Source organism: Streptomyces sp. JL2001, assembly GCF_050917515.1.
In the GTDB taxonomy this organism is placed as follows: domain Bacteria; phylum Actinomycetota; class Actinomycetes; order Streptomycetales; family Streptomycetaceae; genus Streptomyces.
Genome location: NZ_CP169421.1, coordinates 3,063,491 through 3,090,187, shown reverse-complemented (window position 1 = coordinate 3,090,187; position 26,697 = coordinate 3,063,491). Strand labels below are relative to the sequence as shown.

General features: G+C 72.2%; 27 protein-coding genes. 17 read left to right on the top strand and 10 right to left on the bottom strand.

Features of this window, described 5'->3' with window-relative positions; all coding sequences use genetic code 11:
• Positions 1–128 precede the first annotated feature (128 nt).
• The 12 genes from ACE1OA_RS13505 (at position 129) to ACE1OA_RS13450 (ending at position 13,746) form a co-directional block, all read left to right on the top strand.
• Positions 129–1,415: a DUF6716 putative glycosyltransferase gene (locus ACE1OA_RS13505; RefSeq protein ID WP_356777982.1), complete on the top strand. Its 1,287-nt coding sequence runs from the start codon at positions 129–131 to the stop codon at positions 1,413–1,415.
• Positions 1,415–2,602: a cytidylyltransferase domain-containing protein gene (locus ACE1OA_RS13500; protein WP_432752833.1), complete on the top strand. Its 1,188-nt coding sequence runs from the start codon at positions 1,415–1,417 to the stop codon at positions 2,600–2,602. Before ACE1OA_RS13505 ends, ACE1OA_RS13500 begins: the two co-directional genes overlap by 1 nt.
• Before the next feature lie 14 nt (positions 2,603–2,616).
• Positions 2,617–3,510 (top strand): N-acetylneuraminate synthase family protein, encoded by an 894-nt coding sequence (locus ACE1OA_RS13495; protein ID WP_432752832.1) that lies wholly within the window; start codon positions 2,617–2,619, stop codon positions 3,508–3,510.
• On the top strand, positions 3,507–4,727 hold the full coding sequence (locus ACE1OA_RS13490) for a hypothetical protein (RefSeq protein WP_432752831.1): 1,221 nt from the start codon (positions 3,507–3,509) through the stop codon (positions 4,725–4,727). Before ACE1OA_RS13495 ends, ACE1OA_RS13490 begins: the two co-directional genes overlap by 4 nt.
• 116 nt (positions 4,728–4,843) lie before the next feature.
• The gene (locus tag ACE1OA_RS13485) at positions 4,844–6,064 is read left to right on the top strand and encodes an amidohydrolase (RefSeq protein ID WP_432752830.1); all 1,221 of its coding nucleotides are present in this window, start codon (positions 4,844–4,846) and stop codon (positions 6,062–6,064) included.
• 324 nt (positions 6,065–6,388) lie between these two features.
• Positions 6,389–7,426: a BMP family lipoprotein gene (locus ACE1OA_RS13480; RefSeq protein ID WP_356599383.1), complete on the top strand. Its 1,038-nt coding sequence runs from the start codon at positions 6,389–6,391 to the stop codon at positions 7,424–7,426.
• Between the two features lie 145 nt (positions 7,427–7,571).
• Entirely contained in the window at positions 7,572–9,215 is a 1,644-nt protein-coding gene (locus ACE1OA_RS13475; RefSeq protein ID WP_386544631.1) for an ABC transporter ATP-binding protein, read from the top strand.
• A complete protein-coding gene (locus ACE1OA_RS13470) occupies positions 9,212–10,324 on the top strand; it encodes an ABC transporter permease (protein ID WP_356599381.1) in 1,113 nt (370 codons plus the stop codon). The genes ACE1OA_RS13475 and ACE1OA_RS13470 overlap by 4 nt, the downstream gene beginning before the upstream one ends.
• The gene (locus ACE1OA_RS13465; RefSeq protein ID WP_356599379.1) at positions 10,321–11,610 is read left to right on the top strand and encodes an ABC transporter permease; all 1,290 of its coding nucleotides are present in this window, start codon (positions 10,321–10,323) and stop codon (positions 11,608–11,610) included. The genes ACE1OA_RS13470 and ACE1OA_RS13465 overlap by 4 nt, the downstream gene beginning before the upstream one ends.
• Entirely contained in the window at positions 11,607–12,011 is a 405-nt protein-coding gene (locus ACE1OA_RS13460; protein WP_356599377.1) for a cytidine deaminase, read from the top strand. Before ACE1OA_RS13465 ends, ACE1OA_RS13460 begins: the two co-directional genes overlap by 4 nt.
• 81 nt (positions 12,012–12,092) lie before the next feature.
• Positions 12,093–13,370 carry a thymidine phosphorylase gene (locus ACE1OA_RS13455; RefSeq protein WP_432752829.1) on the top strand — a complete coding sequence of 426 codons (1,278 nt, stop codon included), beginning with the start codon at positions 12,093–12,095 and terminating at the stop codon, positions 13,368–13,370.
• A 100-nt stretch (positions 13,371–13,470) separates the two neighbouring features.
• Positions 13,471–13,746: an STAS domain-containing protein gene (locus ACE1OA_RS13450; RefSeq protein WP_356599373.1), complete on the top strand. Its 276-nt coding sequence runs from the start codon at positions 13,471–13,473 to the stop codon at positions 13,744–13,746.
• Here ACE1OA_RS13450 and ACE1OA_RS13445 read toward each other — a convergent pair whose 3' ends face one another.
• The 3 genes from ACE1OA_RS13445 to ACE1OA_RS13435 all read right to left on the bottom strand — a co-directional run bounded on the left by ACE1OA_RS13445 (position 13,747) and on the right by ACE1OA_RS13435 (position 16,861).
• A complete protein-coding gene (locus ACE1OA_RS13445; RefSeq protein ID WP_356599371.1) occupies positions 13,747–14,733 on the bottom strand; it encodes a sigma-70 family RNA polymerase sigma factor in 987 nt (328 codons plus the stop codon).
• 80 nt (positions 14,734–14,813) lie between these two features.
• A complete protein-coding gene (locus tag ACE1OA_RS13440; RefSeq protein WP_384868287.1) occupies positions 14,814–15,509 on the bottom strand; it encodes a L,D-transpeptidase family protein in 696 nt (231 codons plus the stop codon).
• Positions 15,510–15,586: 77 nt separating this feature from the next.
• Positions 15,587–16,861, bottom strand: coding sequence for an MFS transporter (locus ACE1OA_RS13435; protein WP_432752828.1), 1,275 nt, complete (start codon positions 16,859–16,861; stop codon positions 15,587–15,589).
• Between the two features lie 62 nt (positions 16,862–16,923).
• Here ACE1OA_RS13435 and ACE1OA_RS13430 point away from each other — a divergent pair, with 62 nt between their 5' ends.
• The gene (locus ACE1OA_RS13430; protein WP_147980903.1) at positions 16,924–17,877 is read left to right on the top strand and encodes a LysR family transcriptional regulator; all 954 of its coding nucleotides are present in this window, start codon (positions 16,924–16,926) and stop codon (positions 17,875–17,877) included.
• A gap of 83 nt (positions 17,878–17,960) precedes the next feature.
• On the opposite strand, the gene ACE1OA_RS13425 is transcribed toward ACE1OA_RS13430, so the two are convergent.
• The gene (locus tag ACE1OA_RS13425; protein ID WP_356599365.1) at positions 17,961–18,746 is read right to left on the bottom strand and encodes a dienelactone hydrolase family protein; all 786 of its coding nucleotides are present in this window, start codon (positions 18,744–18,746) and stop codon (positions 17,961–17,963) included.
• 128 nt (positions 18,747–18,874) lie between these two features.
• Here ACE1OA_RS13425 and ACE1OA_RS13420 point away from each other — a divergent pair, with 128 nt between their 5' ends.
• Positions 18,875–20,029 carry an adenosine deaminase gene (locus ACE1OA_RS13420; protein WP_356599363.1) on the top strand — a complete coding sequence of 385 codons (1,155 nt, stop codon included), beginning with the start codon at positions 18,875–18,877 and terminating at the stop codon, positions 20,027–20,029.
• Positions 20,030–20,191: 162 nt separating this feature from the next.
• Positions 20,192–20,560: a hypothetical protein gene (locus tag ACE1OA_RS13415; RefSeq protein ID WP_147980905.1), complete on the top strand. Its 369-nt coding sequence runs from the start codon at positions 20,192–20,194 to the stop codon at positions 20,558–20,560.
• Positions 20,561–20,643: 83 nt separating this feature from the next.
• Here ACE1OA_RS13415 and ACE1OA_RS13410 read toward each other — a convergent pair whose 3' ends face one another.
• From ACE1OA_RS13410 to afsQ1, 5 genes are all read right to left on the bottom strand, one after another.
• Positions 20,644–20,844: a PspC domain-containing protein gene (locus ACE1OA_RS13410; RefSeq protein WP_356599360.1), complete on the bottom strand. Its 201-nt coding sequence runs from the start codon at positions 20,842–20,844 to the stop codon at positions 20,644–20,646.
• Between the two features lie 92 nt (positions 20,845–20,936).
• On the bottom strand, positions 20,937–21,518 hold the full coding sequence (locus ACE1OA_RS13405) for a VanZ family protein (RefSeq protein WP_356599358.1): 582 nt from the start codon (positions 21,516–21,518) through the stop codon (positions 20,937–20,939).
• A 58-nt stretch (positions 21,519–21,576) separates the two neighbouring features.
• Complete coding sequence (locus ACE1OA_RS13400) at positions 21,577–22,257, bottom strand: hypothetical protein (protein ID WP_356777996.1); 681 nt, start codon at positions 22,255–22,257, stop codon at positions 21,577–21,579.
• Positions 22,254–23,738 (bottom strand): HAMP domain-containing sensor histidine kinase, encoded by a 1,485-nt coding sequence (locus ACE1OA_RS13395; protein ID WP_356599354.1) that lies wholly within the window; start codon positions 23,736–23,738, stop codon positions 22,254–22,256. The genes ACE1OA_RS13400 and ACE1OA_RS13395 overlap by 4 nt, the downstream gene beginning before the upstream one ends.
• Positions 23,735–24,412: a two-component system response regulator AfsQ1 gene (afsQ1, locus tag ACE1OA_RS13390; protein ID WP_175439295.1), complete on the bottom strand. Its 678-nt coding sequence runs from the start codon at positions 24,410–24,412 to the stop codon at positions 23,735–23,737. The genes ACE1OA_RS13395 and afsQ1 overlap by 4 nt, the downstream gene beginning before the upstream one ends.
• A gap of 160 nt (positions 24,413–24,572) precedes the next feature.
• On the opposite strand from afsQ1, the gene ACE1OA_RS13385 reads away from it, so the two are divergent.
• A complete protein-coding gene (locus ACE1OA_RS13385) occupies positions 24,573–25,310 on the top strand; it encodes a SigE family RNA polymerase sigma factor (RefSeq protein ID WP_356599352.1) in 738 nt (245 codons plus the stop codon).
• Positions 25,311–25,442: 132 nt separating this feature from the next.
• On the opposite strand, the gene ACE1OA_RS13380 is transcribed toward ACE1OA_RS13385, so the two are convergent.
• On the bottom strand, positions 25,443–26,138 hold the full coding sequence (locus ACE1OA_RS13380; protein ID WP_356599350.1) for a hypothetical protein: 696 nt from the start codon (positions 26,136–26,138) through the stop codon (positions 25,443–25,445).
• 61 nt (positions 26,139–26,199) lie between these two features.
• On the opposite strand from ACE1OA_RS13380, the gene ACE1OA_RS13375 reads away from it, so the two are divergent.
• Positions 26,200–26,598 (top strand): hypothetical protein, encoded by a 399-nt coding sequence (locus ACE1OA_RS13375; protein ID WP_356599348.1) that lies wholly within the window; start codon positions 26,200–26,202, stop codon positions 26,596–26,598.
• The last annotated feature ends 99 nt before the right edge of the window (positions 26,599–26,697 follow it).

The window sequence follows — 26,697 nt, the reverse complement described above, 5'->3', positions numbered from 1 at the left end:
AACACGAGGCGGCGGAGTGCTTAAGCACCCCCGATCCCGGCCTTTTTCAGAAGTCGTCACAGCGCTGTTCACCCTTTGTTGCGGAGCAGTTGGGCCGAGAACCGGAATGCCTCTCTAGCGTCCTCGACGTGCCAGCAAGTACCGAACAGGCGGTGCGCGTCGCCGTACTCGCCGATTCCGACACCCGGTGGAAATGGGGCGCGCTCACCGCTCGCCGCATCGTGGCCGCCGAGCCCGCGGGATTCGTCCTGCGGGGCCGCGCCACCCCCACCGCACGCCAGCTCGCCGAGACCGGGGTGTCCACGACGCCCCCGCGCGAGGTGACCGGGGCGGAGTTCCTCCGCGAGGTGCGCGACGCGGCGGCCCGCGGGGAGGGATACGACGTCGTCGTCCTCGCCCTCGTCGGCGGCACCGTCCGCGCCGTCCTGCAGGGCCTGTCCGAACTCGCCCTGGAAAGAAGGCCGGTGGTCGTCACCGGTTACGTCGGCGTCGTCTACGAGAAGCTCGCCGACGGGCTGCTGCTGCGCCACGGCGCGGACGTCGTCCTCGCCAACTCCCGGCACGACGCGGAGCGGTTCCGCGCGGTGTACGAGGGGGTGGGCGCCGACGCCTCCGCCGTCGTCGAGGCCGCGCTGCCCTTCCTCGGCGGTGCCCCCTACGCCCCCGAGGAGGGCCGGGACACCCTCGTCTTCGCCGCCCAGCCCTCGGTCCCGGCGACCCGCGCCGAGCGCGTCTACCTGCTGCGCCGCCTCATCGGCCACGCCCGGCAGCACCCGGGGCGCGAGGTGCTCCTCAAGCTCCGCTCCAAGCCCGGCGAGCACACCACGCACCTGGAGGAGCTGCCGTACCAGCGGCTGGTGCGCGATCTCGCCGCCCCGCCCAACTTCCGCCTCGTGTACGGACACATGGGCGAGGTCCTGGACCGTACGGACCTGCTGGTCACCGTCTCCTCGACGGCCGCGCTCGAAGCGCTGCACCGGCGCGTCCCCACCGCCGTCCTCACCGACCTCGGGGTACGCGAGGTGCTCGGCAACCACCACTTCGTCGGCTCGGGGCTGCTGACCTCCTTCGAGCGGCTCGACGCCGACGTCCGCCCGAAGCCGGACGAGGAGTGGCTCGACCGCCAGGGCGTCGCCGCGGGGGGAGACGCGTACGCGTCCGCCTTCGACGCCGCCCGGGAGCGGGTCGCCGAACTGCTCGCCCGCCCGGTGCTGCCCCCGGTCTCGCCCTACTACACGGCGGACACGGCCCCCGGCTACCTGCCCGGGATCCTCGCCCGCCACCGCCTCGACGTCGACGCGCCGGAAACCCGCCCCGGCGGACTGCGGCGGATCGTCCGCGAGGCGGCCCGGGGCGCCTACCGCCACGGCGTGCAGCGCGTCGCCCCCGTCATCCGCCGCCTGGGAGAACTCTGATGACCGCCGCCCCCACCGTGCTCGCCGTGATCCCCGCCAGGGGAGGCTCCAAGGGCGTGCCCGCCAAGAACCTGGCCCCGGTGGCCGGGCTCCCGCTCGTCGCCCGCACCGTGCACGCCTGCCGCGGTGCCCGGCTGGTCACCGACGTCGTCGTCTCCACGGACGACGCGGAGATCGCGACGGCCGCCCGCGCGGCCGGCGCCGAGGCCGTGCGCCGGCCGGCCGCCCTCGCCGGCGACACCGCCACCAGCGAGTCGGCGGTGCTGCACGCGATGGACGCCTTCGAGGCCACCCACGGCCGCACGGTCGACGTGGTCCTCCTGGTCCAGTGCACCAGCCCCTTCCTCACCCCGGACGAGGTGAACGGCGCCGTCGGGCGCATCCTCTCGGGCGAGGCCGCCACGGCCCTCACCGTCGCCCCGAGCCACGGCTTCCTCTGGCGGGAGGCCGAGGGCGGCGCCACCGGCGTCAACCACGACAGGGCGCACCGCCCCCGCCGCCAGGACCGGGAGCCCGAGTACCTGGAGACCGGCGCCGTCTACGCGATGGACGCCGAGGGCTTCCGCACCCACCGGCACCGGTTCTTCGGGCGCACCGCGCTCGTCGTCACGGACCCCGCCCGGGTCCTGGAGGTCGACGACCCGCACGACCTCGCCCGCGCCCGGGCGCTCGCGCCCCTGCTCGACACCCCGGCCACGCCCCGCCTCGACGACGTCGACGCGATCGTCCTGGACTTCGACGGCACCCAGACCGACGACCGGGTCCACATCGACGCCGACGGACGCGAGTTCGTCTCCGTCCACCGCGGCGACGGCCTCGGCATCGCCGCCCTGCGCCGCGCCGGTGTCCCGCTCCTGATCCTGTCCACCGAGCAGAACCCGGTCGTCGCCGCCCGCGCGCGCAAGCTCCGGATCCCCGTCCTGCACGGCGTCGACCGCAAGGACCTCGCCCTCAAGCAGTGGTGCGAGGAGCAGCGGATCGACCCCCAGCGCGTTCTCTACGCCGGCAACGACGTCAACGACCTGCCCTGCTTCCACCTCGTCGGCTGGCCCGTCGCGGTGGGCAGCGCCCACGACTCCGTACGGGCCGCCGCCCGTGCGGTCACCGTCACCCCCGGCGGCTCCGGAGCCATCCGCGAGATCGCCGCCTGGCTTCTCGGCCCCGAACTCCACACCACCGACTCCTAAGGAACGGCACCCCCATGAGCACCCGCATCCGCACCCTCGGCAACAAGACCGCCGGCCCCGGCCACTCCGTCTACGTCACCGGCGAGATCGGGATCAACCACAACGGCGACCTGGACAACGCCCTCGCGCTCGTCGACGTCGCCGCCGACGCCGGCTGCGACGCGGTGAAGTTCCAGAAGCGCACGCCGGAGATCTGCACCCCGCGCGACCAGTGGGACGTCGAGCGGGACACCCCGTGGGGCCGCATGACGTACATCGACTACCGCCACCGCGTCGAGTTCGGCGAGGACGAGTACCGCGCCATCGACGAGCACTGCCGCGAGCGCGGCATCGACTGGTTCGCCTCCCCGTGGGACACCGAGGCCGTCGCCTTCCTGGAGAAGTTCGACGTGCCGGCCCACAAGGTCGCCTCGGCCTCGCTGACCGACGACGAGCTGCTCCGCGCGCTGCGCGCCACCGGCCGCACGGTGATCCTGTCGACGGGCATGTCGACCCCGAAGCAGATCCGGCACGCCGTCGAGGTGCTGGGCAGCGACAACATCCTGCTGTGCCACGCCACGTCGACCTACCCCGCCAAGGCCGAGGAGCTCAACCTCCGGGTGATCGACACGCTCAAGGAGGAGTACCCGAACGTCCCGATCGGCTACTCCGGCCACGAGACCGGCCTCCAGACCACGCTGGCCGCGGTCGCCCTGGGCGCCACCTTCGTCGAGCGGCACATCACCCTCGACCGCGCGATGTGGGGCTCCGACCAGGCCGCCTCCGTCGAGCCGCAGGGCCTGCAGCGTCTGGTCCGCGACATCCGCACGATCGAGGCCGCGCTCGGCGACGGGGTCAAGAAGGTCTACGACTCCGAGCTCGGCCCGATGAAGAAGCTCCGCCGGGTCCAGGGCCTCGTCGCCGCATGACCGGCCGGCTGGCGTTCGTCGAGAGCCCGGTCCAGCTCCTGAACGTCCTGGAATGGGCCCACGCCCAGGTCACGGGTGCCGCCGGCACCTCCGTCGCCCCGGGACCGTCCGGCGCCGCCCCGGGCGTGCTCGCCGCGGTGCCGGGGCCGCGCACCCCGTCCCGTACCGCGGCCGGCCGGCCGGGGCCGGAGCGGTCCGGCGACCCGGGCCGTACGGCCGGCGGCTCCCCGGCCGCCGGGGACCTCACCGTCGTCGTGCTCTCGCCGACCGACCCCATGTCGCGCGGCCAGCTGCGCCGGATGGCGCAGCTGGCCCGGGACGAGGGCCTCACCGTGCGCTGGCAGGAGGCGCGGGGCGGACGCGGCTCGCTGCCGCGGACCCTGCGTGACCTCGCGCCGCTGCTGCGGGCGGCCGAGCGGATCATCGTGGGGGACCCGTTCTCCCGCTACGTGCAGCTGCTGCTGACCCTGTTCGGCCCGAAGCACCTGACGGTCGTGGACGACGGCACCGCCACCATGGAGTTCGCCGCCCAGCTGGCCCGGGGCGAGCGCCTGGTGCGCTGGCACCGGCGCGGCGGCCTCGGCCCGCGCGAGCTCGTGCTCGCCCCGGTCTCCGCCCTCGCCCGGCGCAGGCTCGCCCCCGGCCGCCGCCGCACGGTCGAGATCTTCACCTCGCTGCCGGTCGACCCGCCCGAGGGCACCACCGTCACCCCGCACACCTTCGCCTGGACCCGGGCCCGCTTCGGTCCGCCCCGCCTGACGCGCGGCGCCGACCTGGTGGGGACCTCGCTGGTCGAGACGGGTGTCGTCGACCCCGACCGGTACGTCCGGGCGGTCGCCGGCCTGGCCGGTGCCCACGGCGCCACCCGCTACTTCGCCCACCGCCGGGAGAGCACCGACAAGCTGCACCGGATCGCCGTCGAGACGGGCCTGGAGATCGTGCGCCCGGACCTGCCGCTGGAGCTGATCGCCCGGCGCGGCCCGATCGGCCGTACCGTCGTGAGCTTCCCCTCCACCGTCGTGCACACCCTGCCGCTCGCCCTCGCGGACACGGGCGTGAAGGTGGCCGTGTGCGCGATCGCGCCGGAGTGGCTGCGGGAGAACGTCTCGGCGCGCGCGCAGGGCTTCCTGTCGGGCGTCGCGGGCACGGCGGCCCACGAGGTCGACCGGCTCACGGCGTGTGCCGGGCCCTCGGTCGAACGGCTCGAATTCGGGTGAGCTTACCCACAAGGGATGGTCGTCATGCCTCGTGAACCGACTTTCTTTCCCCTATCGGGCTGAACTTTTCGTGATCAACGGGCAGTTGATCTCTCTGGGGGCCTACCCTTCAAAAGGTGAACCAGTTGAAGTCCCGCGAGCCCGACTCCGTCGTCCTGCCCGGAAAGCTGTCCACGACCCTGCGTGCCGAACTGATCGCGTTCCGCAGGGACATGCACATGCACCCCGAGCTCGGCAACCAGGAGTTCCGTACCACCGCAGCGCTCAAGGCCCGCCTGGAGGCGGCCGGACTCGCGCCCGAGGTACTCGCGACGGGCACCGGACTTCTCTGTGACATCGGCACCTGGGACGGCCTGCGGCCCATGCTGGCGATCCGGGCCGACATCGACGCCCTGCCCATTCCCGACGTCAAGACCGTCGCGTACCGCTCCACCGTGCCCAACCGCGCGCACGCCTGCGGCCACGACGTCCACACCACGACCGTCCTGGGTGCCGGCCTGGTCCTCGCCGCACTCGACCGTCAGGGCCTGCTCCCCAACGCGGTGCGGCTGATCTTCCAGCCCGCCGAGGAGGTGCTGCCCGGTGGCGCCACCGACGCCATCGAGTCCGGCGTGCTGGACGGTGTCGGCCGGATCATCGCCGTGCACTGCGACCCGAAGGTGGACGCCGGGCGGATCGGGCTGCGCCCCGGTCCCATCACCTCCGCCTGCGACCGGCTGGAGGTCACCCTGGACGGGCCCGGCGGCCACACGGCCCGCCCGCACCTGACCACGGACCTGGTCACGGCCGCCGCCCGGGTGGCCGTCGACGTCCCCGCCCTCCTCGCCCGCCGGGTGGACGCCCGCTCCGGCCTCGCCGTCACCTGGGGCCGGATCGAGGCGGGCCACGCCTGCAACGTCATCCCCCAGCACGCCGAGCTGTCCGGCACGGTCCGCTGCCTCGACCTGCCCGGCTGGCGGGACGCCCCCGACCTGGTGCACGCCGCGATCGACGAGGTCGCGGCCCTGCACCACGCCAAGTCGACGGTCAACTACGTCCGCGGGGTGCCGCCGGTCGTCAACGACCCGGTGATCACCGAACTGCTCCGCGACGCGATGACGGCCCGGCGCGGACCGTATGCGATCGAGGACACCGAGCAGAGCCTGGGCGGCGAGGACTTCTCCTGGTACCTCGAGCACGTCCCGGGCGCCATGGCCCGCCTGGGCGTCCGGGTCCCGGGCGACACGACGCGCCGGGACCTGCACTGCGGGGACTTCGACGTCGACGAGCACGCCATCGAGGTCGGAGTGGAGCTCTTCACCGCCGCGGCCCTGCTGGACGCCGCGCCGACACGCTGAGCAGGACGGCCCCGGAAAGCCGAGCCCGGGTCCGCGACGGGCCCGTGTCGGGTTCCGGGGCCGCCCCGTGACCGCCGCGGGGCGGGGTCGCCCGTCCGGACCAGCGGTCCGCGTGTCCCCGCCCGTACCGCCCTCGAACGCCCGTGCGCGGGTGTATAACCGGCTCTGCGGGGCCGGACGCCGCGGATCGTCGCTCTGGCTGGTTCGCGACGATCCGATAACGACTCATGAACGGGTCTTTAACTGACATCTACGCGCGTTACGATCGCCGCGAAACCAGCGCCGGAAGAGGCGCTTTCGGTCAGTCTCGAAGGGACCCTCCTCTTGCGCCGGGTATCCAAGATCGTTTCCGCGTCCATCGCGACCGCGGCCCTCGCGCTCACCGCCACCGCTTGTGGTGAGTCGTCCACCGAGTCCGGATCCGACTCGGACAACATCAAGGTCGGCATGGCGTACGACGTCGGTGGCCGTGGCGACAACTCGTTCAACGACTCCGCCGCCCGTGGCCTCGACAAGGCCAAGGCCGACCTCGGTGTCGAGACCAAGGAGCTCACCGCCAAGACCGGTGAGACCCCGGCCGACCGTGAGCAGCGCCTCACCTCCCTCGCCGAGGGTGGCTTCAACCCGGTCATCGGTGTCGGCTTCGCCTACAAGGACGCCATCGACAAGGTCGCCGCGAAGTTCCCGAAGACCACCTTCGGCCTCGTCGACTCGGTCTCCGACGTGAAGAACGTCGACTCGATCGTCTTCACCGAGGAGCAGGGCTCGTACCTCGCCGGTGTCGCCGCCGCGCTGAAGTCCAAGGACGGCAAGATCGGCTTCATCGGCGGTGTCGACACCCCGCTGATCAAGAAGTTCGCCGCCGGCTTCCAGCAGGGCGTCAAGGACACCAAGCCGGACGCCTCGGTCACCGTCCAGTACCTGTCCACCGGCACGGACTTCTCCGGCTTCGGCGCCCCGGACAAGGGCAAGGCCGCCGCCAAGGGCATGCTCGACAAGGGCATCGACGTCATCTACGCCGCCGCGGGCGGCTCCGGTGCCGGTGCCATCGAGGCCGTCGCCGCCAAGCCGGGCACCTGGGCGATCGGCGTCGACTCGGACCAGGCCAAGGACCCGGCCCTGTCCAAGTACGCCGGCTCGATCCTGACCTCGATGGTCAAGAACGTCGACACGGGTGTCTTCGAGCTCATCAAGTCCGTCGAGGACGGCAAGCCGGCGACCGGCACGCACGTCTACTCGCTGGCTGAGAACGGTGTCTCCCTGACCACCACCGGTGGCCACCTCGACGACATCCAGGCCAAGCTGGACGAGGCCAAGAAGAAGATCATCGACGGCCAGATCAAGGTCAACACGACCCTCTGACCTCCGTCGGACAGGGGCCCGGAGAGCGGCTTCGGCCGACACTCCGGGCCCCCTTCACGCGTCTGCCCGCGGGCAGTTGAACGATTTTCGAAATGCTACGCGCGTAGCGTGCGCCGTACAGGGTATTTTTCGCCACCGACAGCGCCTGCGCACCGCCTCATCCCCTCCTCACGCTCCCTGCCTAGGAGAGTGCGTCATCAAAGCCTCCAGCCCCAGCAGTCCCAACGCCGTAGAACTCCGCGGCATCACCAAGCGTTTCCCCGGAGTCGTGGCCAATCACGACATCGACATCACCGTGCGCCGCGGCACCGTGCACGCCCTCGTGGGCGAGAACGGCGCGGGCAAGTCGACCCTGATGAAGATCCTGTACGGCATGCAGAAGCCGGACGAGGGCACCATCACGGTCGACGGCGAGCTGGTGACGTTCAACAGCCCGGGCGATGCCATCACCCGCGGTGTCGGCATGGTGCACCAGCACTTCATGCTGGCGGACAACCTCACGGTCCTCGAGAACGTCGTCCTCGGCTCCGAGAAGCTGTACGGGATCGGCGACAAGGCCCGCGCCAAGATCAAGGAGATCTCCGACGCCTACGGCCTCGGTATCCGCCCGAACGCCCTCATGGAGGACCTCGGTGTGGCCGACCGTCAGCGCGTGGAGATCCTCAAGGTCCTCTACCGCGGTGCCCGCACCCTGATCCTCGACGAGCCGACCGCCGTGCTCGTCCCGCAGGAGGTCGACGCGCTCTTCGACAACCTGCGCGAGCTCAAGGCCGAGGGCCTGACCGTCATCTTCATCTCGCACAAGCTGGGTGAGGTCCTTTCGGTCGCCGACGAGATCACCGTCATCCGGCGCGGCACCACGGTCGGCACCGCCGACCCGAAGCACACCACCACCAAGCAGCTCGCCGAGCTGATGGTGGGCGCCGAGCTGCCCTCGCCGGAGACCCGCGAGTCGACGGTCACGGACGTGCCGATGCTGACGGTCCAGGACCTGTCGCTCAGCGCCGTCGACCCCGACGGCGTGGTCCGCGCGGTCCTCGGCGGCATCACCTTCACCATCCACAAGGGCGAGGTGCTCGGCATCGCCGGTGTCGAGGGCAACGGCCAGTCCGAGCTCGTCGACACGATCATGGGCATGCGCAACGCCGACCGGGGTGTCGTGACCCTCGACGGCGCCGACATCTCGTCCGCCCCGACGCGCAAGCGGCGCGAGGGCGGCATCGGCTGCATCCCCGAGGACCGCCACCGGCACGGTCTGCTCCTGGAGGCCCCCCTCTGGGAGAACCGCATCCTCGGCCACGTCACCGAGAAGCCCAACTCCAAGGGCGCCGTCCTCGACCTCAAGGCCGCCCGCAAGGACACCGAGCGGATCGTCCGCGAGTACGACGTCCGTACCCCGGGCATCGAGGTCACCGCGGCCTCCCTCTCCGGCGGAAACCAGCAGAAGCTGATCGTCGGCCGCGAGATGAGCCACGACCCCAAGCTGCTGATCGCCGCGCACCCCACCCGTGGCGTGGACGTCGGCGCGCAGGCGCAGATCTGGGACCAGATCCGCACGGCGCGACGGGAGGGCCTGGCGGTCCTGCTGATCTCCGCCGACCTGGACGAGCTGATCGGCCTCTCCGACACCCTGCGCGTCATGTACCGCGGCCGGCTCGTCGCGGACGCCGACCCGGCGACCATCACCCCGGAGGAGCTGGGCTCGGCCATGACCGGCGCCGCCGCCGGCCACCTTGAGCACCCCGAGAGCCCTGAGGGCACCGACGGCCCGGAGGACGAGGCCCGATGAAGAAGTTCGACAAGGAGCGGCTGCTCCTCGGCATCGCGGCACCGCTGCTCGCGATCGTCGCCGCCTTCCTGATCACCGCCCTGGTGCTCGCGGCCACCGGCAAGGAGCCGTTCAGCGCCTTCGGCATCATGTTCGACTACGGCATCAAGTCGGACAGCCAGGTCTACATCATCAACAAGGCGACGACGTACTACCTGGCGGGCATCGCGGTGGCCATCGGCTTCCGCATGAACCTGTTCAACATCGGTGTCGACGGCCAGTACCGTCTCGCGGCCTTCTTCGCCGCCGCCGTCGGTGGCGCGCTGACCCTGCCGGGCATCGTCCAGATCCCGCTGATCATCATCACCGCGATGATCGTCGGCGCCATGTGGGCGGGCATCGCCGGTGTCCTGAAGACCACCCGCGGTGTCAGCGAGGTCGTCTCCACGATCATGCTGAACTTCATCGCGACCGCGATCATCGGCTACCTGCTGCAGCCCGGCCGCCTCGGCCACCTGGACGCGGCCGGCACCGAGGTCGCCACGAGCGCGCTCCCGGAGTCCTCGCACTTCTTCGAGTTCCCGACCACGCCGACCCCGATCTACGGCTTCGTCGTCGTCGCGGCCATCGCGGGCGTCGCGTACTGGTTCACGCTCTCCCGCACCCGCTTCGGCTTCGACCTGCGCACCGTCGGCCAGTCCGACACGGCCGCCGCGGCCAGCGGTGTCAACGTCAAGAAGATGGTCGTCACCTCCATGCTGATCTCCGGCGGCATGGCCGGTCTGATCGGTATGCCGACGCTGCTCAACGAATCGTACGAGTACGGCGGCGGCTTCCCCGTCGGCATCGGATTCACCGGTATCGCGATCGCCCTGCTCGGCCGCAACCACCCGATCGGCATCGCGCTCTCCGCGATCCTCTGGGCCTTCCTGGAGCGTGGCGGCCAGCAGCTGGAGTTCGAGGACTACGACCGGGAGATCGTCGGCGTCATGCAGGGCGTCATCGTCCTCTGCGTCGTCATCGCCTACGAAGTCGTCCGGCGCTACGGCCTCAAGCGTCAGCAGCGTCAGGTCGGCGAGAAGCTCGCGGCCCAGGCCCGTTCCAACAACACGACGGAGGTGTCGGCGTGAGCGCCACGGCGACTTCCACCCCGCCGCCCGCCGCGCCCGGTGCGGCCGGCGGCAAGGGCGGCCGCACCCGCCTCTCCCTGCCCTGGATCCTGCTGATCGTGGCGGGCGGGCTCCTCGCCCTCTCCGCCGTCCGCGCCATCACCGGCGCGCAGGACCTCACCTCGGCCGGCCAGATCGGCGCCGCGCTCTCGCTCGCCGTGCCGATCGGCCTCGCCGGTCTCGGCGGTCTGTGGGCCGAGCGCGCGGGCGTGGTCAACATCGGCCTCGAAGGCATGATGATCCTGGGCACCTTCTTCGGTGCCTGGGCCGGCTGGCAGACCAGCCCGTGGCTCGGCATCCTCGCCGGCGTCCTGGGCGGCATGCTCGGCGGTCTGCTGCACGCGGTCGCCACCGTCACCTTCGGTGTCGACCACATCATCTCCGGTATCGCGATCAACATCCTGGCGGTCGGCTTCACCACCTACTTCGCCAAGCTGTGGTTCAACAGCGGTGAGGCGGCGGCGAAGGGCGGCAGCCCCAAGCAGTCACCGCCGGCCGAGGAGATCACCTCGGTCACGGTCCCGGGCCTGTCCGACTGGCTGGCCGACATCGAGAAGCACCACTGGTTCCTGGTCTCGGACATCGCCGGCATCCTCGGCGGCCTGGTCACCAACGTCTCGGTGGTCACGATCATCGCCGTCCTGCTGGTGATCGGTACGTTCTTCGTGCTGTGGAAGACCGCGTTCGGTCTGCGCCTGCGCTCGTGCGGCGAGAACCCGATCGCCGCCGAGTCCCTCGGCGTCAACGTCTACAAGTACAAGTACATCGCCGTGATCGTCTCCGGCGGCCTGGCCGGTCTCGGCGGCGCCTTCCTGTCGCTGGTCACCTCGCACATCTACAACGAGGGCCAGACCGGTGGCCGCGGCTACATCGGCCTCGCGGCGATGATCTTCGGCAACTGGCGGCCGGGCGGTCTGGCGATGGGCGCGGGCCTGTTCGGCTTCGCCGACGCGCTCCAGCTGCGCAGCGGCGGTGACTCCGTGCACGCGCTGCTCCTGCTGCTGTTCGCCGCGCTCGTGGCCATCGCCGCGTGGAAGGCGTACAAGAAGCGCTGGATCACCTCCTCGATCGCCATCGTCATCGGCGTCGGCGTCTTCATCTGGTACCTCGGTACCGAGACGGTCCCGGTCGAGTTCGTCAGCGCGACCCCGTACGTGGTGACCCTGCTGGTGCTGTCGCTCTCCGCGCAGCGTCTGCGGATGCCCAAGGCGGACGGCATGCGCTACCGCAAGGGCGAGGGCAAGTGACCACGCCCGTGACCGAGGCGGACTGGGACGCCCTGCGCGAGGCGGCCCGGGACGCGATGTCCCGGGCGTACGCCCCGTACTCGGGCTACCCGGTCGGCGTGGCCGCGCGGGTGGACGACGGGCGCACCGTCACCGGCTGCAACGTCGAGAACGCCTCGTACGGCCTCGGCCTGTGCGCGGAGTGCGGGCTGGTCTCGCAGCTCCATGCGACCGGTGGCGGCCGGCTGACGCACTTCGTGTGCGTGGACGGCAAGGGCGAGACGCTGGTGCCCTGCGGGCGCTGCCGGCAGCTGCTGTACGAGTTCGGCGGCCCCGCGCTCGTCCTGGAGACCCCGGCCGGGCGGCTGACGCTGGCCGAGATGCTCCCGCAGGCGTTCGGCCCCGGACACCTCGCCAGGTAAGACCCGAGAGCGGCCCTTCCGGCACGATGGGAGGGCCGCTCCTCCTTTCCCCCCTTCTATGCGCGTAGAAAGAGGCACCACATGGACGTCATCTCCGTCATCCGTACCAAGCGGGACAAGGGTGAGCTGAGCCCGGAGCAGATCGACTGGGTCATCGACGCCTACACCCGCGGCGAGGTCGCCGACGAGCAGATGTCGGCCCTGGCCATGGCGATCCTGCTGAACGGCATGAACCGCGGCGAGATCGCCCGCTGGACCGCCGCGATGATCGCGTCGGGCGAGCGGATGGACTTCTCCTCGCTGTCCCGTCCCACCGCGGACAAGCACTCCACCGGTGGCGTCGGCGACAAGATCACCCTCCCGCTGGCCCCGCTCGTCGCCGCCTGCGGCGCGGCCGTGCCGCAGCTGTCCGGCCGGGGTCTCGGCCACACCGGCGGCACGCTGGACAAGCTGGAGTCGATCCCCGGCTGGCGGGCGCTGCTCTCCAACGAGGAGATGCTGCACGTGCTGGACACCACCGGCGCGGTGATCTGCGCGGCGGGTGACGGACTCGCCCCGGCGGACAAGAAGCTCTACGCGCTGCGCGACGTCACCGGCACGGTCGAGGCGATCCCGCTGATCGCCTCCTCGATCATGTCGAAGAAGATCGCCGAGGGCACCGGCTCGCTCGTCCTGGACGTGAAGGTCGGCACCGGCGCGTTCATGAAGACCGTCGAGGACGCGCGCGAGCTCGCCTCCACCATGGTCGGCCTCGGCACCGACAGCGGCGTGCGGACCGTGGCCCTGCTCACCGACATGTCGACCCCGCTCGGCCTCACGGCGGGCAACGCGCTCGAGGTGCGGGAGTCCGTCGAGGTGCTGGCGGGCGGCGGCCCGGCGGACGTCGTCGAGCTGACCGTCGCGCTCGCGCGCGAGATGCTCGACGCGGCCGGCATCAAGGACGCGGACCCGGCGAAGGCGCTGGCCGACGGCTCGGCGATGGACGTGTGGCGCCGCATGATCGCGGCCCAGGGCGGCGACCCGGACGCGACCCTCCCGGTCGCCCGCGAGCAGCACGTCGTGACGGCCACGTCCTCGGGCGTCCTCACCCGCCTGGACGCGTACGACATCGGCATCGCCGCCTGGCGCCTCGGCGCCGGCCGCGCCCGCAAGGAGGACCCGGTCCAGGCGGGCGCGGGCGTCGAGCTGCACGCCAAGCCCGGCGACACGGTCACCGCGGGCCAGCCGCTGCTGACCCTGCACACGGACACCCCGGAGAAGTTCGACTACGCGCTGAAGTCCCTGGAGGGCGCGTGGGACGTGTCCCCCGCGGGCACGGCGTTCACGGCGAACCCGATCGTCCTCGACCGCATCGCGTAAGGGCGGCCCCGCGGCCGTGCGGGGGCGGTGGATCCCACCGGCCCCGCACGGCCGCGGGCGCGGCGCGATGAGTTCCGGCCGCGGTGGGGGTCTTCCTGACGTGGACACCACTCGACCGATCGTTCTCACCCTCGCCGGACGCGTCACCCCAGACGACGTGCCCCGGCTCTGCGCCGAGCTGGCGGACGTCCCGCCCGGGCGGGACGTCGTCTGCGAGGTCGGCGCCCTCACGTCCGCCGACCTCGCCGCCGTCGACGCCCTGGCCCGTCTGAGACTGGCCGCCGGACGCCTCGGCCACCGGCTCCGGTACCAGGGCGCCGGACCGGAGCTGACGCGCCTCCTCGACCTGGTCGGGCTGGCGGAGGAGCTGCTCTGATCAGGCCTCCAGCCGCTCCGGCAGGCCGAACAGCGGGAACCAGCGCTTGGTGTCCAGGAAGAACGTCATCTCGCCGATCCTCCCGTCCGACAGCTCCAGGACGATCAGCGCCCACGGGGAGTACCCGCCGTCCGGGTCCGGGTGGTACTGCGCGAAGGCCGGCGAGCCGTTCGCCACGGTCGGCACCAGCTTCGAGCCCGAGCAGACCTCGCCGACGCCGAGCATCCATCCGACGATGTCGTCGTGGCCGCGCAGCCACAGGTCGTACGGCGGCATGGACATCGTCGCGTCCTCGTGGAGGAGGGCGGTCAGCGCCTTCATGTCGTAGCCCTCGAAGGCGGCGACGTAGCGCTCCAGGAGCTCCTTCTGGTCCTCGTCCAGCGGGTCCACGGTGTCCGAGGCCGTCGGTTCGTTCTCGGCGAGCGTCGCCCGCGCGCGCTGGAGCGCGCTGTTGACCGAGGCGACGGTGGAGCCGAGCAGTTCGGCCACCTCGCTCGCCTTCCAGGCCAGCACCTCGCGCAGGATCAGTACCGCCCGCTGCTTGGGCGGGAGGTGCTGCAGCGCCGCCACGAACGCCAGCCGCACGGTCTCGCGGGACACCGCCGTCTCCGCCGGGTCGGCGACGGACGGCAGGACCCGCCCGTCCGGCACCGGCTCCAGCCAGGTGATCTCCGGCCGCGCGTTCAGCTGGGCCTGGGCGACCGGGGTGGCGGCCGTCAGGTCCATCGGGCGGGCCCTGCGGTTGCCCGCGTTGAGCGAGTCCAGGCAGACGTTGGTCGCGATGCGGTAGAGCCAGGAGCGCAGGGACGAGCGTCCCTCGAAGGAGTCGATGGACCGCCAGGCCCGCACCATCGTGTCCTGGACGGCGTCCTCCGCCTCGAAGGCGGAGCCGAGCATCCGGTAGCAGTAACCGGTCAGCTCCGTGCGGTACTTCTCCAGCCGGGAGTCCAGCGCCTCGGTGTCGTTGGTCGCCACGACGTCACTCATCCGTCCACCCCACTCGCCCCTCACCGGCACCCGTCCGGTGCCGGTGAGGGGAAGCTATCGCAGGGGACCGACAGTCCGGGTCAGGTTCCCGGCTTGCGCCCGTAGATGTACACGTCGTCACCGTTGCGCAGCAGGTTCCAGTACGCCTTGGCGTCGGCCTGCCGCATGTTGACGCAGCCGCCCGAACCCGGCGGGTTCCACATGGACTTGGTCGTGGAGTGGAAGGCCTGTCCGCCGTCGAAGAACTGCGAGTACGGCATGCTCACGTGGTAGAGCGTCGACCAGTGGTTGATGCTGCGCCAGTAGATCTTCTTCGACCCCGTGCGCGTCTCGGTGCCGTTCTTGCCCGTACGCACCGGCACCGGCCCGTACTTGAGGCGGGAGCCGTCCTGGATCCAGCTCAGCTGCCGCGTCAGGTCCACACAGGCGATCCGCCCCCGGTTGGTGGGGCACTTGCCCGCCCGGTTGGGGTTCGTGCCGGCCGCCTTCTGCGCCAGCATCGTGTTCATCGTCCGCCAGGTCAGCGGCCCGGCGAACCCCTGGGTGGGGGTGATGCCGTGCTTGCGCTGGAAGGACTGGATGGCCAGACAGTCCGCCCGTGACTGCCGGCCGTCCACCGGGCGGCCGAGGAACTTCTCGACCTGCTTCTGGTACGGCCCGGTCGTCACGTTGCAGGACGCCGCCTGCGCCGGTGCGGCGCCCAGGGCGACCGTCAGCGGCACCACCATCGAGGTGATGCCGAGGACGATCCCGGCCCGCTTGCGTATGGCTCTCATGATCACCAACTCCCCGTCGATTCCTATCGCTTAGGACGAGCGGGGGAGCGGTGCGGTTGTACGGGTCCCGAAGGAAATCAGCAGGAGGCGCGGACCCGGAGCCGGACCGCCTCGGCGCGGGCCGCCGTCCGCGCGCTGTGGCTGCCGTAGAGGGTGACCGACACGACGCCGAGGACCGCCACCAGACCCAGCAGGACCGTCCCGGCCCAGCCGCCCGCGTGGAAGGCGATCGCGCCGAGCGTGCCGCCCGCGCTGCTGCCCAGGTAGTACGCGGACTGGTAGAGCGCCGAGGCCTGCGCGCGGCCGGTCTTGGCGGTGCGGCTCACCGAGGAGGAGGCGACCGCGTGTCCGGCGAAGAAGCCGGCCGTGATCAGGACCAGGCCGAGCAGGACGGCGACCAGGGCGTCGGCCAGGGAGAGGCACAGTCCGGCCGCCGTCGTCCCGACGGCCAGGTAGAGCGCCCCGCGGCGGCCGAGCCGGCCGACCAGCCGGCCCGCGGCGGCGGAGGAGACCGTGCCGACGAGGTAGACCAGGAAGACCGAGCCGATCACGCCCTGCGGGAGGGAGAACGGCGCCTCGGCGAGCCGGTAGCCGATCACGGTGTAGACCGCGCCGAAGACCGTCATGAACAGCGCGCCGATCACGTACAGGCGCAGCAGCAGCGGGTCGGCGAGATGGGTGCGGACGGCCGAGGCCAGCGCCTTGGGGTTGAGCGAACCGGGCGTGAAGTGCCGGGCCTTGGGGATCAGCATGCGGAAGACCACCGCGCTGACGGCCGCCGTCAGACCGACCGCGAGGAGCCCCGCGCGCCAGCCCCATGCCTGCGCCGCCCAGCCGGTCACGATCCGGCCGCTCATGCCGCCGATGGAGTTGCCCGCCACGAACAGCCCGATCGCGGCGATCAGCGCCTTCGGCCGGACCTCCTCGGCCAGGAACGCCATCGCCGAGGCCGGCAGACCGGCGAGCGCCGCGCCCTGCACCGCGCGCAGCGCGACCAGCCACTCCAGGTTCGGCGCGAACGGAACGAGCAGTCCGACGGCGACGGCGACCGCGAGGGAGGCGGTCATCATCGTGCGTCGGCCGAAACGCTCCGAGAACGCGCTCAGCGGCAGCACGCACAGCGCCAGCGCGCCGGTGGCGGCGGAGACCGTCCAGGAGGCGGCGGAGGCGGTGGCGCCGAACTCCGCCGAGATGGCGGGAAGCAGGGCCTGGGTGGAGTAGAGGAGGGCGAAGGCGGCCAGTCCGGCGGCGAAGAGCGCGAAGCTCATGCGGCGGTGGCCGGGTGCGCCGGGGGCGAGGCGGGTGTCGGCGGCCGGGTGCGTGTCGGCCGCCTTGGTACTGGCGGAAGGCATGCCTCGAACGTAGGCCGCCGGCTTTCATGCGTCCAATGCACGGAACTGCTGTAATCGTTCCCATGGTGCATGAGTACAGGTCACAGGCTCGCCTGTCACCGAACAGTAACGAAGAAGACATGGGACTGCTGCTCGCGCCGCGGCTCGCGTACTTCGCGGCGGTGGCCCGCCACGAACACGTGACCAGGGCCGCCGCCGAGATGGGGGTGCCGCAGTCGACGCTCTCCCGGGCGATGGTCCGGCTCGAACAGGACCTGGGCGTCTCCCTCTTCGCCCGCCGGGGGCGCACCGTCTCGCTCACCCCCGCCGGACGGACCTTCCTGCGTTCGGCGGAGCGGGCGCTCGCGGAGGTGGAGCGGGCCGCCGACTCCGTCCGGGCCGACGCGGACCCGGCGGCCGGGCGGGTCGCCTTCGGCTTCCTGCACACCATGGGCTCGGAGACCGTCCCCGGGCTCATCCGCGCCTTCCGGGTCGACCACCCGCGGGTCAGGTTCACCCTCGTGCAGAACTACGGCGAGGCGATGATCGAGCGACTGCGGGCCGGTGACCTCGACCTCTGCCTGACCTCGCCGGTCCCCGACGCCCCCGACCTGGTGGCCCGCCGCATCGACGAGCAGCGGCTGCGCCTGGTCGTCCCGGACGACCACCGGCTCGCCGGGCGCAAGCGCGTCCGGCTGGCGGAGGCGGCCGAGGAGACCTTCGTGACCCTGGAGCCCGGCTACGGTCTGCGCCGCATCACCGACGACCTGTGCGCCGAGGCCGGCTTCACCCCGCGCGTCGCCTTCGAGGGCGAGGAGGCCGAGACCCTGCGCGGCCTGGTGGCGGCCGGTCTCGGGGTCGCCCTGCTGCCCCCGCCGGCCGTCCCGCGCCCGGGCGTCGTGGAACTCGGCGTCACGGCCCCGCGCGCCGTCCGCGAGATCGGCGTCGCCTGGCTGGACGGCCACCCGGACACGGCGCCGGTGGCGGCCTTCAAGAAGTTCCTGCTGAGCAAGCGGGGCAGCCTGCTGCCGGACTGACCCGCCGGACTCCCCGTACGGGGCCCGGGGCCGCCCCGCCGGCCGCCCGGGCGTCCCGGTCCGGTCGGCCCGGCGCGGCCCCGTCAGCGGCCCGGCGCGCTGCCGAAGCCCGCCGCCAGGGGCATCCGCAGCCCGAGCGGCGGAGGGGCCGCCAGGGCGTCGGCGACGGGGCGGGCGTAGGGGCGGGCGAAGAGCGAGCCGAGGACGAAGTCGGCGGCCAGCGCGTGGACTTCGTCGCGGTACTGGCGCAGCGCGTGGCCGTCCGAGTGGACCTCGAAGCGGCAGACGTCGCGGTTGGACTTCTTGGCCCGCTCCGCCAGGCGGTACGACAGCTCCGGATCCGTCCGGGCGTCGTTGGTGCCGTGCACGATCAGCACCCGGCGCCCCAGCAGGTGCCGCACCGGCTCCGGCTCGGCCGCCACGTCCTCCTCCGGCAGCCAGGGGGCCAGGGCGAGGACGGCGTCGACCGCCGGGTCCTCCGCCGCCCGCAGGGCCGCGCGGGCGCCCATCCCGTGGCCCACCAGGCAGATCGGCACGTCGCCGTAGCGCCGTACCGCCTCCGTCACCGCCCAGGAGGCGTCCGCGGCCGGCTGGGCGTCCGCACCGTTCCAGCCCCGCCCGCGGTAGTGCACCACGTGGGCGACCAGTCCCTCCGTGTGCCCGGCCCTGGCCAGCCGCCGTCCCAGGGACAGCGCCGCCGCGTGGGCGCGGGCCGAGGGGCCTCGCCCCGACACCGCCTCGCCGTCCGGCAGCAGCAGCACCACCCCGCCCACCGCCGTGACCGAAGGAGAGATTCCGACGGGCCGTCCGAGCCGGGGTGTCCGGGATCTCCGGATGCCGGCCGTCCCCACGAGTGCGTAGTACGCCATGACGGAACAGTCTCAGAAGCCGAGGTGTACGCCATCCGTACGTGCGGTCACTGTTACGTATCGACGTCCCCTGCCGACAAGTGGAGGGAGAGGGGGCGATCTACGCGCGTAGGCGCTAGAGTGCCGAAATGACGAGCCAGATCCCGAACGCCCCCACCGCGGACCAGATCCGCCGTGCCCCGAAGGTGCTCCTGCACGACCACCTCGACGGCGGACTGCGCCCCGGCACGATCGTCGAACTCGCGGCCGCCCAGGGCTACGACCAACTCCCCGAGACCGAGCCCGACAAGCTCGGCATCTGGTTCCGCGAAGCCGCGGACTCCGGCTCGCTGGAGCGCTACCTGGAGACCTTCGCGCACACGTGCGCCGTCATGCAGACGCGCGAGGCGCTCGTCCGCGTCGCCGCCGAGTGCGCGGTCGACCTCGCCGAGGACGGTGTCGTCTACGCGGAGGTGCGCTACGCCCCCGAGCAGCACCTGGAGGGCGGACTCACCCTCGAAGAGGTCGTCGAGGCCGTCAACGAGGGCTTCCGGGAGGGCGAGCGCCGGGCCAGGGCCAACGGCCACCGCATCCGCGTCGGCGCCCTGCTGACCGCGATGCGGCACGCGGCCCGGGCGCTGGAGATCGCCGAACTCGCCAACTCCTACCGTGACTCCGGAGTCGTCGGCTTCGACATCGCGGGCGCCGAGGCCGGCTACCCGCCCACCCGCCACCTCGACGCCTTCGAGTACCTCAAGCGGGAGAACAACCACTTCACGATCCACGCCGGCGAGGCCTTCGGGCTTCCGTCGATCTGGCAGGCGCTCCAGTGGTGCGGCGCCGACCGGCTCGGCCACGGTGTCCGCATCATCGACGACATCGAGGTGGCGGACGACGGGTCGGTGCAGCTGGGCCGGCTCGCCGCGTACGTCCGGGACAAGCGCATCCCGCTGGAGATGTGCCCGACCTCCAACCTCCAGACCGGTGCCGCCGCCTCCTATGCCGAGCACCCCATCGGCCTGCTGCGCAAGCTGCACTTCCGGGCCACCGTCAACACCGACAACCGGCTGATGAGCGGGACCAGCATGAGCCGCGAATTCGAGCTGCTGGTCGAGACGTTCGACTACACGCTCGACGACATGGCGTGGTTCACCGTCAATGCGATGAAGTCGGCGTTCATTCCTTTCGATGAACGGCTGGCCATGATCAACGACGTGATCAAGCCCGGATATGCCGAGTTGAAGTCCGAATGGCTGTTCCAGCAGACCGCCACGACCAGCGATTCCTCCCGCCGGGCGGGCTGATCCGAGGGATCTTCGCGGAAAACGGGGCGGCCGGGGAGCGTAACCCCCGGCCGCTTTGCAGTGTTTGCGGAAGTGTCATTCGCCGGCCGGTCTGCAGAGCCCCTCTGCATTCCCCGCGTCCCCGCCCCGCTCGATTCCCGAGATCCCAAGGATGATTTTCTGATGAAGCAGACTGCCGCCAAGAAGCTCGGTGTCGCCGCTCTCGGTGCCGCTTTCGCCGCCGCCGCCGCCGGCACGGCCTCCGCGGCCCCGGCCCTGCCCGCCGCCCCCGACGCGCTCGGCCTGGTCACCCAGACCGTGCCGCTGGGCGACGGCCTCACCGAGCTCCCCGACGGTGCGGCCGAGTCCGTCCTCGCCGGCCAGGGCGCCGTCGGCACCAGCGTCGACCAGGGCGTCAAGACCCTCCCGGCCGCCGCCGGCCAGGCCACCCAGAGCCTCCCCCTCGACGCCGCCTCCGGCCCCCTCGCCAGCACCCCGGTCGGCGGCCTGCTCGGTGGCCTGCCGCTGAACGGCCTTCCGCTCGGCGGCTGAGCACGGCCCCCCGGCATGCCCGAGGGGGCGCCCACCCGCACCGGGTGGGCGCCCCCTCGCGTCTCGTCCGCCGTACGGTCCGGCTACCAGGCCGCGCTCACCGGCTTCTCCGCCGGCAGCAGCAGCCACAGCGCCAGGTACAGCAGGAACTGCGGCCCGGGCAGCAGGCACGAGACGAGGAAGATGACCCGCATGGTGGTGGCCGAGGTGCCGAAGCGCCGTGCCAGCGCTGCGCACACTCCGCCGATCATGCGTCCGTCACGGGGGCGGGCAAGTGCGGCCATGGTGGGCTCCTTCGGAAGGTGTCTCCGGGAGCCGCTCCGTCGGGCTCCCGATGACTCCATGCTCGCCGCGCACCGGGGGACAAAGCGTCGGTCTACGGGGCGATCCCGACCCTGGGAATCGTCGGGGTAGGTCCCTGAGAGTGCTCGTCCCGCAGCAGGGCGGAACCCCTGCCCCGCCTGGTCCCCGAGGAGGAGCGGCCGACGCCCGCGTCCCGCCGGCGGCGCAGCCGGGCCCGCCCGGCGGGCACCACGAACAGATGGGCCAGCGCCACCCCGGCGGTGTTCAGCAGCAGCGAGTCGATGTCGACGACCTGTCCCGGTACGGCGGTCTGCAGCAGTTCGACCGCCAGGGACACCAGCGCCCCCGCCGCCGCGGTCCGGGCCAGCGAGGCCCACGGCGACACGTGGAGCCGCCCGTCGGCCATCGGCAGGAGCACCCCGAGCGGGGCCAGGAGCAGCAGTCCCTCGCCGATCCGCCGGGCCGCCTCGGCCGGGCCCAGGGCCAGATCCGCCTTGATGCCGGCCAGGGGTGTCAGGTTCGGCGCCGTCACCCAGGCCACGTCGAGTGGGCGGAGCGCCACCCAGGCGACGAGCAGCAGATGCGCGAGGAGGAGGGCGAACCCCGCCACGCGTACGACCACGGCGGCGCTGCCGCCCGAACCTTGACGCTGCACGCCCCCCAAGACGCGTCATCGGAGGGAATCGGTTCCGCCGCTTCGCCGGACGTCCCCGTCAGGTGCCCGACGGGGACGCCGCGGCGGCCGACGGGGACACCGTCGGCGGCGCCGAGTCGGGGCGCTCCCGCAACTCCGCCGTGCAGTGGTAGCGCCGCGGTGGGTAGGCACCGGGACCGCCGAGGACGACCGTGTCGCCGCCCGCTCCCGCCGAGCTCCCGGCGAAGGTGCAGACGATCTGCGACAGCGCGGTCGTCGTCAGGTCCTCCGGCTGCCGGCTGAGCCGCAGGGTGCCCACCGGGTCGCCCCGGTGCCCGCCGGTGACCACCAGCGGCCCCTTCACGGCGGTGGAGAAGCCGGCCTGCTGCTCGCTCTCCGACGTCTCGCCCTGCAACTGGGCGAGCAGCGCCGACGCGGTGCGCACCGGATCCCCGCCGGTCTTCTCGTCCGGCAGCGGCGCGCTGCGCTCCACGGCCTCCAGCTGCGAACCGCAGACCAGGAAGACCCGGACCGGCACCCCCGCGGCCTGCGCGGCCACGTCCTCGCCGTCGACGCTGCACGCCACCCGCGTCGGGGCCGCCCCCGCGTCGACGGGCACCGAGGTCGTCCTGATCCCGCAGCCCGAGGCGAACGCGATCCCCACGAGGGCCGCCGCCGTCACACCCGTACGCCCGGCACGACGCGTGCGTCCCGTGCGCTCCCGGCCGCCCGCGCGGTCCGTCCGGCGAAACCGGCTCACTTCTCCGACCCCTCTCCCGGCTCGCTCTGGTGCGGCAGCCGCAGCACGAACACCGCGCCGTCACCGTCCGGCGAGTTCGCCGCCGTGATCGAACCGCCGTGGATCAGCGCGTTCTCCATGGCGATCGACAGACCCAGACCGGAGCCCTCCGACCGGGGCCGGGACGCGCTCGCCTTGTAGAAGCGGTCGAAGACGTGCGGCAGGACGTCCTCGGGGATGCCGGGACCGTGGTCCCGCACGGCGATGACCAGCTCGTCCCCCTCGTCGCGGATCGACACCCGCACCGGCGAACCGCCGTGCTTGAGCGCGTTGCCGATGAGGTTCGCCAGGATCACGTCCAGCCGGCGCGGATCGAGGCGCGCCACGGTCCCGCGCTCGGCGTCCAGCTCGACCGCGTCCAGCCAGGCCCGCGCGTCGATGCACGCGGTGACCTGGTCGGCGACGTCGACGTCGTCCAGGACCAGCCGGGCGGTGCCCGCGTCGAAGCGGGTCACCTCCATCAGGTTCTCCACCAGGTCGTTCAGGCGGCGCGTCTCGCTCACCACCAGCGCCACCGCGGGCGCGATCATCGGGTCGAGCGAGTCCTGCTCGTCCTCCAGCACCTCGGTGACGGCCGTCAGCGCGGTCAGCGGGGTCCGCAGCTCGTGCGACATGTCGGCGACGAAGCGCCGGCTGGACTCCTCCCGGGAGCTCATGTCCGCGACCTTCTTCTGCAGGGACTCGGCCGCGCTGTTGAACGTCCGTGACAGATCGGCCAGTTCGTCGGTGCCGGAGACCCGCAGCCGGGTGTCGAGCTTGCCCTCGCCCAGCTGCCGGGCCGCCTCGCCGAGCCGGTGCACCGGCCGCAGGACGGTGGTGGCGGCGGCCTGCGCGAGCAGAGCCGAGCCGATCAGCGCGAGCGCGGTGGCGATGCCCAGCGACCAGGCGAGCGAGTTCAGGTCCTGCCGCTCGGCGTCCAGCGACTTGAACATGTAGCCGGTCGGACCGCCGCCGTCGATGTTCGTCCCGCCGACCAGGAACGGCGTCTGCCCGCGCTGCGTCCGCTGCCAGAACAGGTGGTACGGGTGCGCGTTGCCGTCCGTCACCGGCCGCCTGGTCTCCACGGCCACCTGGAGCTCGCGCGGCACGTCCGCCAGCGTGAAGGTGTCCGGGTCGGAGGCCCCGACGATCGGCTTGCCCGCCTCCCGCTCGCCGAGCAGCAGCACGCTGTACCCGGCGCTGCCGCCCGCCATCTGCTCGGCGGTCCGCCGCAGGTCGTCCTGGGTGGGATGCAGCGGCAGCGTCGCCGCCCGGTTCTGCATCTCCTGCCGGAAGTCGTTCAGCGCACCGTCCTGGGTACGGGTCAGGACCGCCTCGCGGTTCAGCCAGTAGGCGATGCCGGAGGCGGACACGGCGGCGGTGAGCGCCACCAGGGCGAACACGACGACCAGACGCAACCGCAGGCTGGTGAAGCGCAGCCCCGCGAATATCCCCTTTCTCACGCAGGGACGTCCAGCCGGTAGCCGACGCCGCGCACGGTACGGATCAGGGTCGGCGAGGACGGCACGTCCTCCACCTTGGCGCGCAGCCGCTGGACGCAGGCGTCGACCAGGCGCGAGTCGCCGAGGTAGTCGTGCTCCCACACCAGGCGCAGCAACTGCTGGCGCGACAGGGCCTGTCCGGGCCGCCGGCTCAGCTCCAGGAGGAGCCGCAGCTCGGTCGGCGTGAGCTGCAGGTCCTCCCCGTTCTTCGTCACCGTCATCGCCGAACGGTCGATGACGAGCGAGCCGAAGGTCGCCGAGTCCGTCGACTCCCGCTCGCCGCGCCGCAGTACGGCCCGGATGCGGGCGTCGAGCACCCGGCCCTGCACGGGCTTCACGACGTAGTCGTCGGCCCCGGACTCCAGGCCGACGACCACGTCGATGTCGTCGCTGCGCGCGGTCAGCAGGATGATCGGCAGCTGGTCGGTGCGCCGGATGCGCCGGCACACCTCGAAACCGTCGATCCCGGGCAGCATCACGTCCAGCACGACCAGGTCGGGGCGCTGCTCGCGCAGCAGCTTCAGGCCGTCCTCGCCCGTCGCCGCGGTGGCCACACGGTGGCCCTGGCGTGACAGGGAGAGTTCGAGGGCCGTGCGGATGGCGTCGTCGTCCTCGATCAGCAACAGGAAAGGCACGGACGTCATTCTGTCGCATGCGGCCGTCGGAGTTCGACTGTGCGGTGACACCTCCCCCTGTGACACGGCTGTGACAGTCGGCGGACACCGCGATGAAGTGGGCCGGGCAAGCTTCTCGTCATACCGAACGAAGCAGACTCCAACCGACGGGGGGCGCGAGATGAACGCACTGCACAGCACCACTTCAAGCGCAGTTGTCACGCGTCTCCACGACGTCGTACGGAGCACGGAGAAGTCCGGCGCGGTGAACGGGCGGGGGTGCGTTCGCAGCGTCGGGCGTCAGCACAAGGCGCCGTACATGGTGGCCGTGGCTGACGGGGGAGCGGCGTACGGGGAGGTCTCGGGGGAGCGACGGACGACGCCGGAGACGGGGGACGCCGAAGCGGCGTTCACCGCCTACGTGCAGGAGCGTCGTGCCTCCCTGTACGCCACCGCCTACCACCTGACCGGTGACCGCTTCGAGGCGGAGGACCTGCTCCAGAGCGCGCTGTTCTCGACGTACCGCGCCTGGGACCGGATCAGCGACAAGGCGGCCGTGGGCGGCTATCTGCGTCGCACCATGACCAACCTGCACATCAGCGCGTGGCGCCGGCGGAAGCTCAACGAGTACCCGACCGAGGAACTGCCGGAGACGGCGGGCGACACGGACGCCATGCGGGGCACCGAGCTGCGCGCGGTGCTGTGGCAGGCGCTGGCCCGTCTGCCCGAGCTCCAGCGCACGATGCTGGTGCTGCGCTACTACGAGGGCCGTACGGATCCGGAGATCGCGGAGATCCTGGACATCAGTGTCGGCACGGTGAAGTCGAGCATCTGGCGCTCCCTGCGCCGGCTGCGCGAGGACGAGGTCCTGAGCTTCGGCCGTGACGAGGAGGAGTCCTTCGGCGAGCTGGTGGCCTGAAGGCAGGGGGAACACGGGGGAAGTACCACGGGGGAACGTACGGGGGTACGGGGAAAAGGCGCGGGTCGCACAAGCCGGGGGGGCTTGTCCGACCCGCGTTTCTCGTGTGCGCGACCGTCCGCCGTGGCGCGGTCAGAGGCCCGCGGGGGCGCGGTGCCGGCCGGCCGCCGCGGAGGCGAGGCGGCCGAGTGCCTCCTGCTTGGCGCACGGGTGGGCGCCGAGGGCGGTCTGGCGGGCGACGATGGCTCGCTCGGCACGCATCAGGCGCCAGCCTCGGCGCAGCAGGAAGGGGACCGACTTGCGGCCCTCCCTGAGGTCCCGCAGGAGCCTGCGGCGGAAGGTCGTCGAGGGGCGGCCCCGCAGGCACAGCGCGTCGGCCAGGACGTCCAGCTCCTGGCAGCGCGCCACGATCTCCGCCGCGAAGATCCCCTCGGCCACGAAGAGCGGGGTGCGCTCGATGTCCAGCGTCTCGCGGTCCACGCGGGAGCTGGTGGCGAGGTCGTACACCGGGACGGCGGTCCGGCCCGTGCGGCACAGTTCGACGATCGCCGCGACGGCGGCGTCCGCGTCCCAGGAGCCGGGGGAGTCCCAGTCGATGTCGGCACTGTCCGGGACGAGCGGGAGTGTCGGGTCGTCGGCCTCCTTGTAGAAGTCGTCGAGGCGCAGCACCGGGAGGCCGGTGACGGCGGCGAGGGACGACTTGCCGGAGCCGGAGGGGCCCGCGAGCAGGACGACGCGTGTCGGGATCGCTTGGGAACTCACGGGACACCAGTGTGAAGCATTCCCCCGCGCAGGGGACCCCCGAGGGAGGGCGTTGGTATCGAGCATCACACCTCCACTACTGTCGGTGCCCATCCGATCACCCGAAGTGCGAGCGACAAGGACCCTCATGGCGCGTCACGCAGATACCCGGACCCCCCGCCGCAGCGCGCTGCTGAAGGCCGGCCTGACCCTCACCGCGGCCGGCGCCGTGCTCGGCGCGGGAGCGGCGGCGGCGCAGGCCGCTGCACCGCAGCTGCCGCTGGACGGGCTCAGCCGCACGGACGCCACCGCGGCGGGGTCGGGCCTGGTCGACGCCGTCGGCCACGGCGTGGGCCCGCTGACGCGGCTGCAGCTCGACCCGCTGGCCAACACCGGAGTCGACCCCCTGGACAACGGCCTGGGCACCCAGGTCGCCGACTTCAAGCCGGTGGGCACGAACCTCGTCACGGACCACGTCACGAAGGGCGGGGCGCTGGCCGATCTTCCGGTGGCCGGCCCGCTGTCGCAGGGTCTTCTGCCGGGCTGACGGAGCCGGGCGACGACCCCAGCGGGATCTCGCGGGCCTCGTGGAACGCGGGAGGGAATGAGCGACGGCCCCCGGGGTCACCCGGGGGCCGTCGCTCGT

Bases quoted from the DNA above. Each gene is read 5' to 3' on its own strand.
- ACE1OA_RS13500 (WP_432752833.1), top strand. From the start codon at position 1,415: ATGACCGCCGCCCCCACCGTGCTCGCCGTGATCCCCGCCAGGGGAGGC.
- ACE1OA_RS13435 (WP_432752828.1), bottom strand. From the start codon at position 16,861: ATGCCTTCCGCCAGTACCAAGGCGGCCGACACGCACCCGGCCGCCGAC.
- ACE1OA_RS13420 (WP_356599363.1), top strand. From the start codon at position 18,875: ATGACGAGCCAGATCCCGAACGCCCCCACCGCGGACCAGATCCGCCGT.
- ACE1OA_RS13415 (WP_147980905.1), top strand. From the start codon at position 20,192: ATGAAGCAGACTGCCGCCAAGAAGCTCGGTGTCGCCGCTCTCGGTGCC.
- ACE1OA_RS13410 (WP_356599360.1), bottom strand. From the start codon at position 20,844: ATGGCCGCACTTGCCCGCCCCCGTGACGGACGCATGATCGGCGGAGTG.
- ACE1OA_RS13425 (WP_356599365.1), bottom strand. From the start codon at position 18,746: ATGGCGTACTACGCACTCGTGGGGACGGCCGGCATCCGGAGATCCCGG.
- ACE1OA_RS13445 (WP_356599371.1), bottom strand. From the start codon at position 14,733: ATGAGTGACGTCGTGGCGACCAACGACACCGAGGCGCTGGACTCCCGG.
- ACE1OA_RS13380 (WP_356599350.1), bottom strand. From the start codon at position 26,138: ATGCTCGATACCAACGCCCTCCCTCGGGGGTCCCCTGCGCGGGGGAAT.
- ACE1OA_RS13430 (WP_147980903.1), top strand. From the start codon at position 16,924: ATGGTGCATGAGTACAGGTCACAGGCTCGCCTGTCACCGAACAGTAAC.
- ACE1OA_RS13495 (WP_432752832.1), top strand. From the start codon at position 2,617: ATGAGCACCCGCATCCGCACCCTCGGCAACAAGACCGCCGGCCCCGGC.
- ACE1OA_RS13440 (WP_384868287.1), bottom strand. From the start codon at position 15,509: ATGAGAGCCATACGCAAGCGGGCCGGGATCGTCCTCGGCATCACCTCG.
- ACE1OA_RS13455 (WP_432752829.1), top strand. From the start codon at position 12,093: ATGGACGTCATCTCCGTCATCCGTACCAAGCGGGACAAGGGTGAGCTG.
- ACE1OA_RS13385 (WP_356599352.1), top strand. From the start codon at position 24,573: ATGAACGCACTGCACAGCACCACTTCAAGCGCAGTTGTCACGCGTCTC.
- ACE1OA_RS13375 (WP_356599348.1), top strand. From the start codon at position 26,200: ATGGCGCGTCACGCAGATACCCGGACCCCCCGCCGCAGCGCGCTGCTG.
- ACE1OA_RS13470 (WP_356599381.1), top strand. From the start codon at position 9,212: ATGAAGAAGTTCGACAAGGAGCGGCTGCTCCTCGGCATCGCGGCACCG.
- ACE1OA_RS13490 (WP_432752831.1), top strand. From the start codon at position 3,507: ATGACCGGCCGGCTGGCGTTCGTCGAGAGCCCGGTCCAGCTCCTGAAC.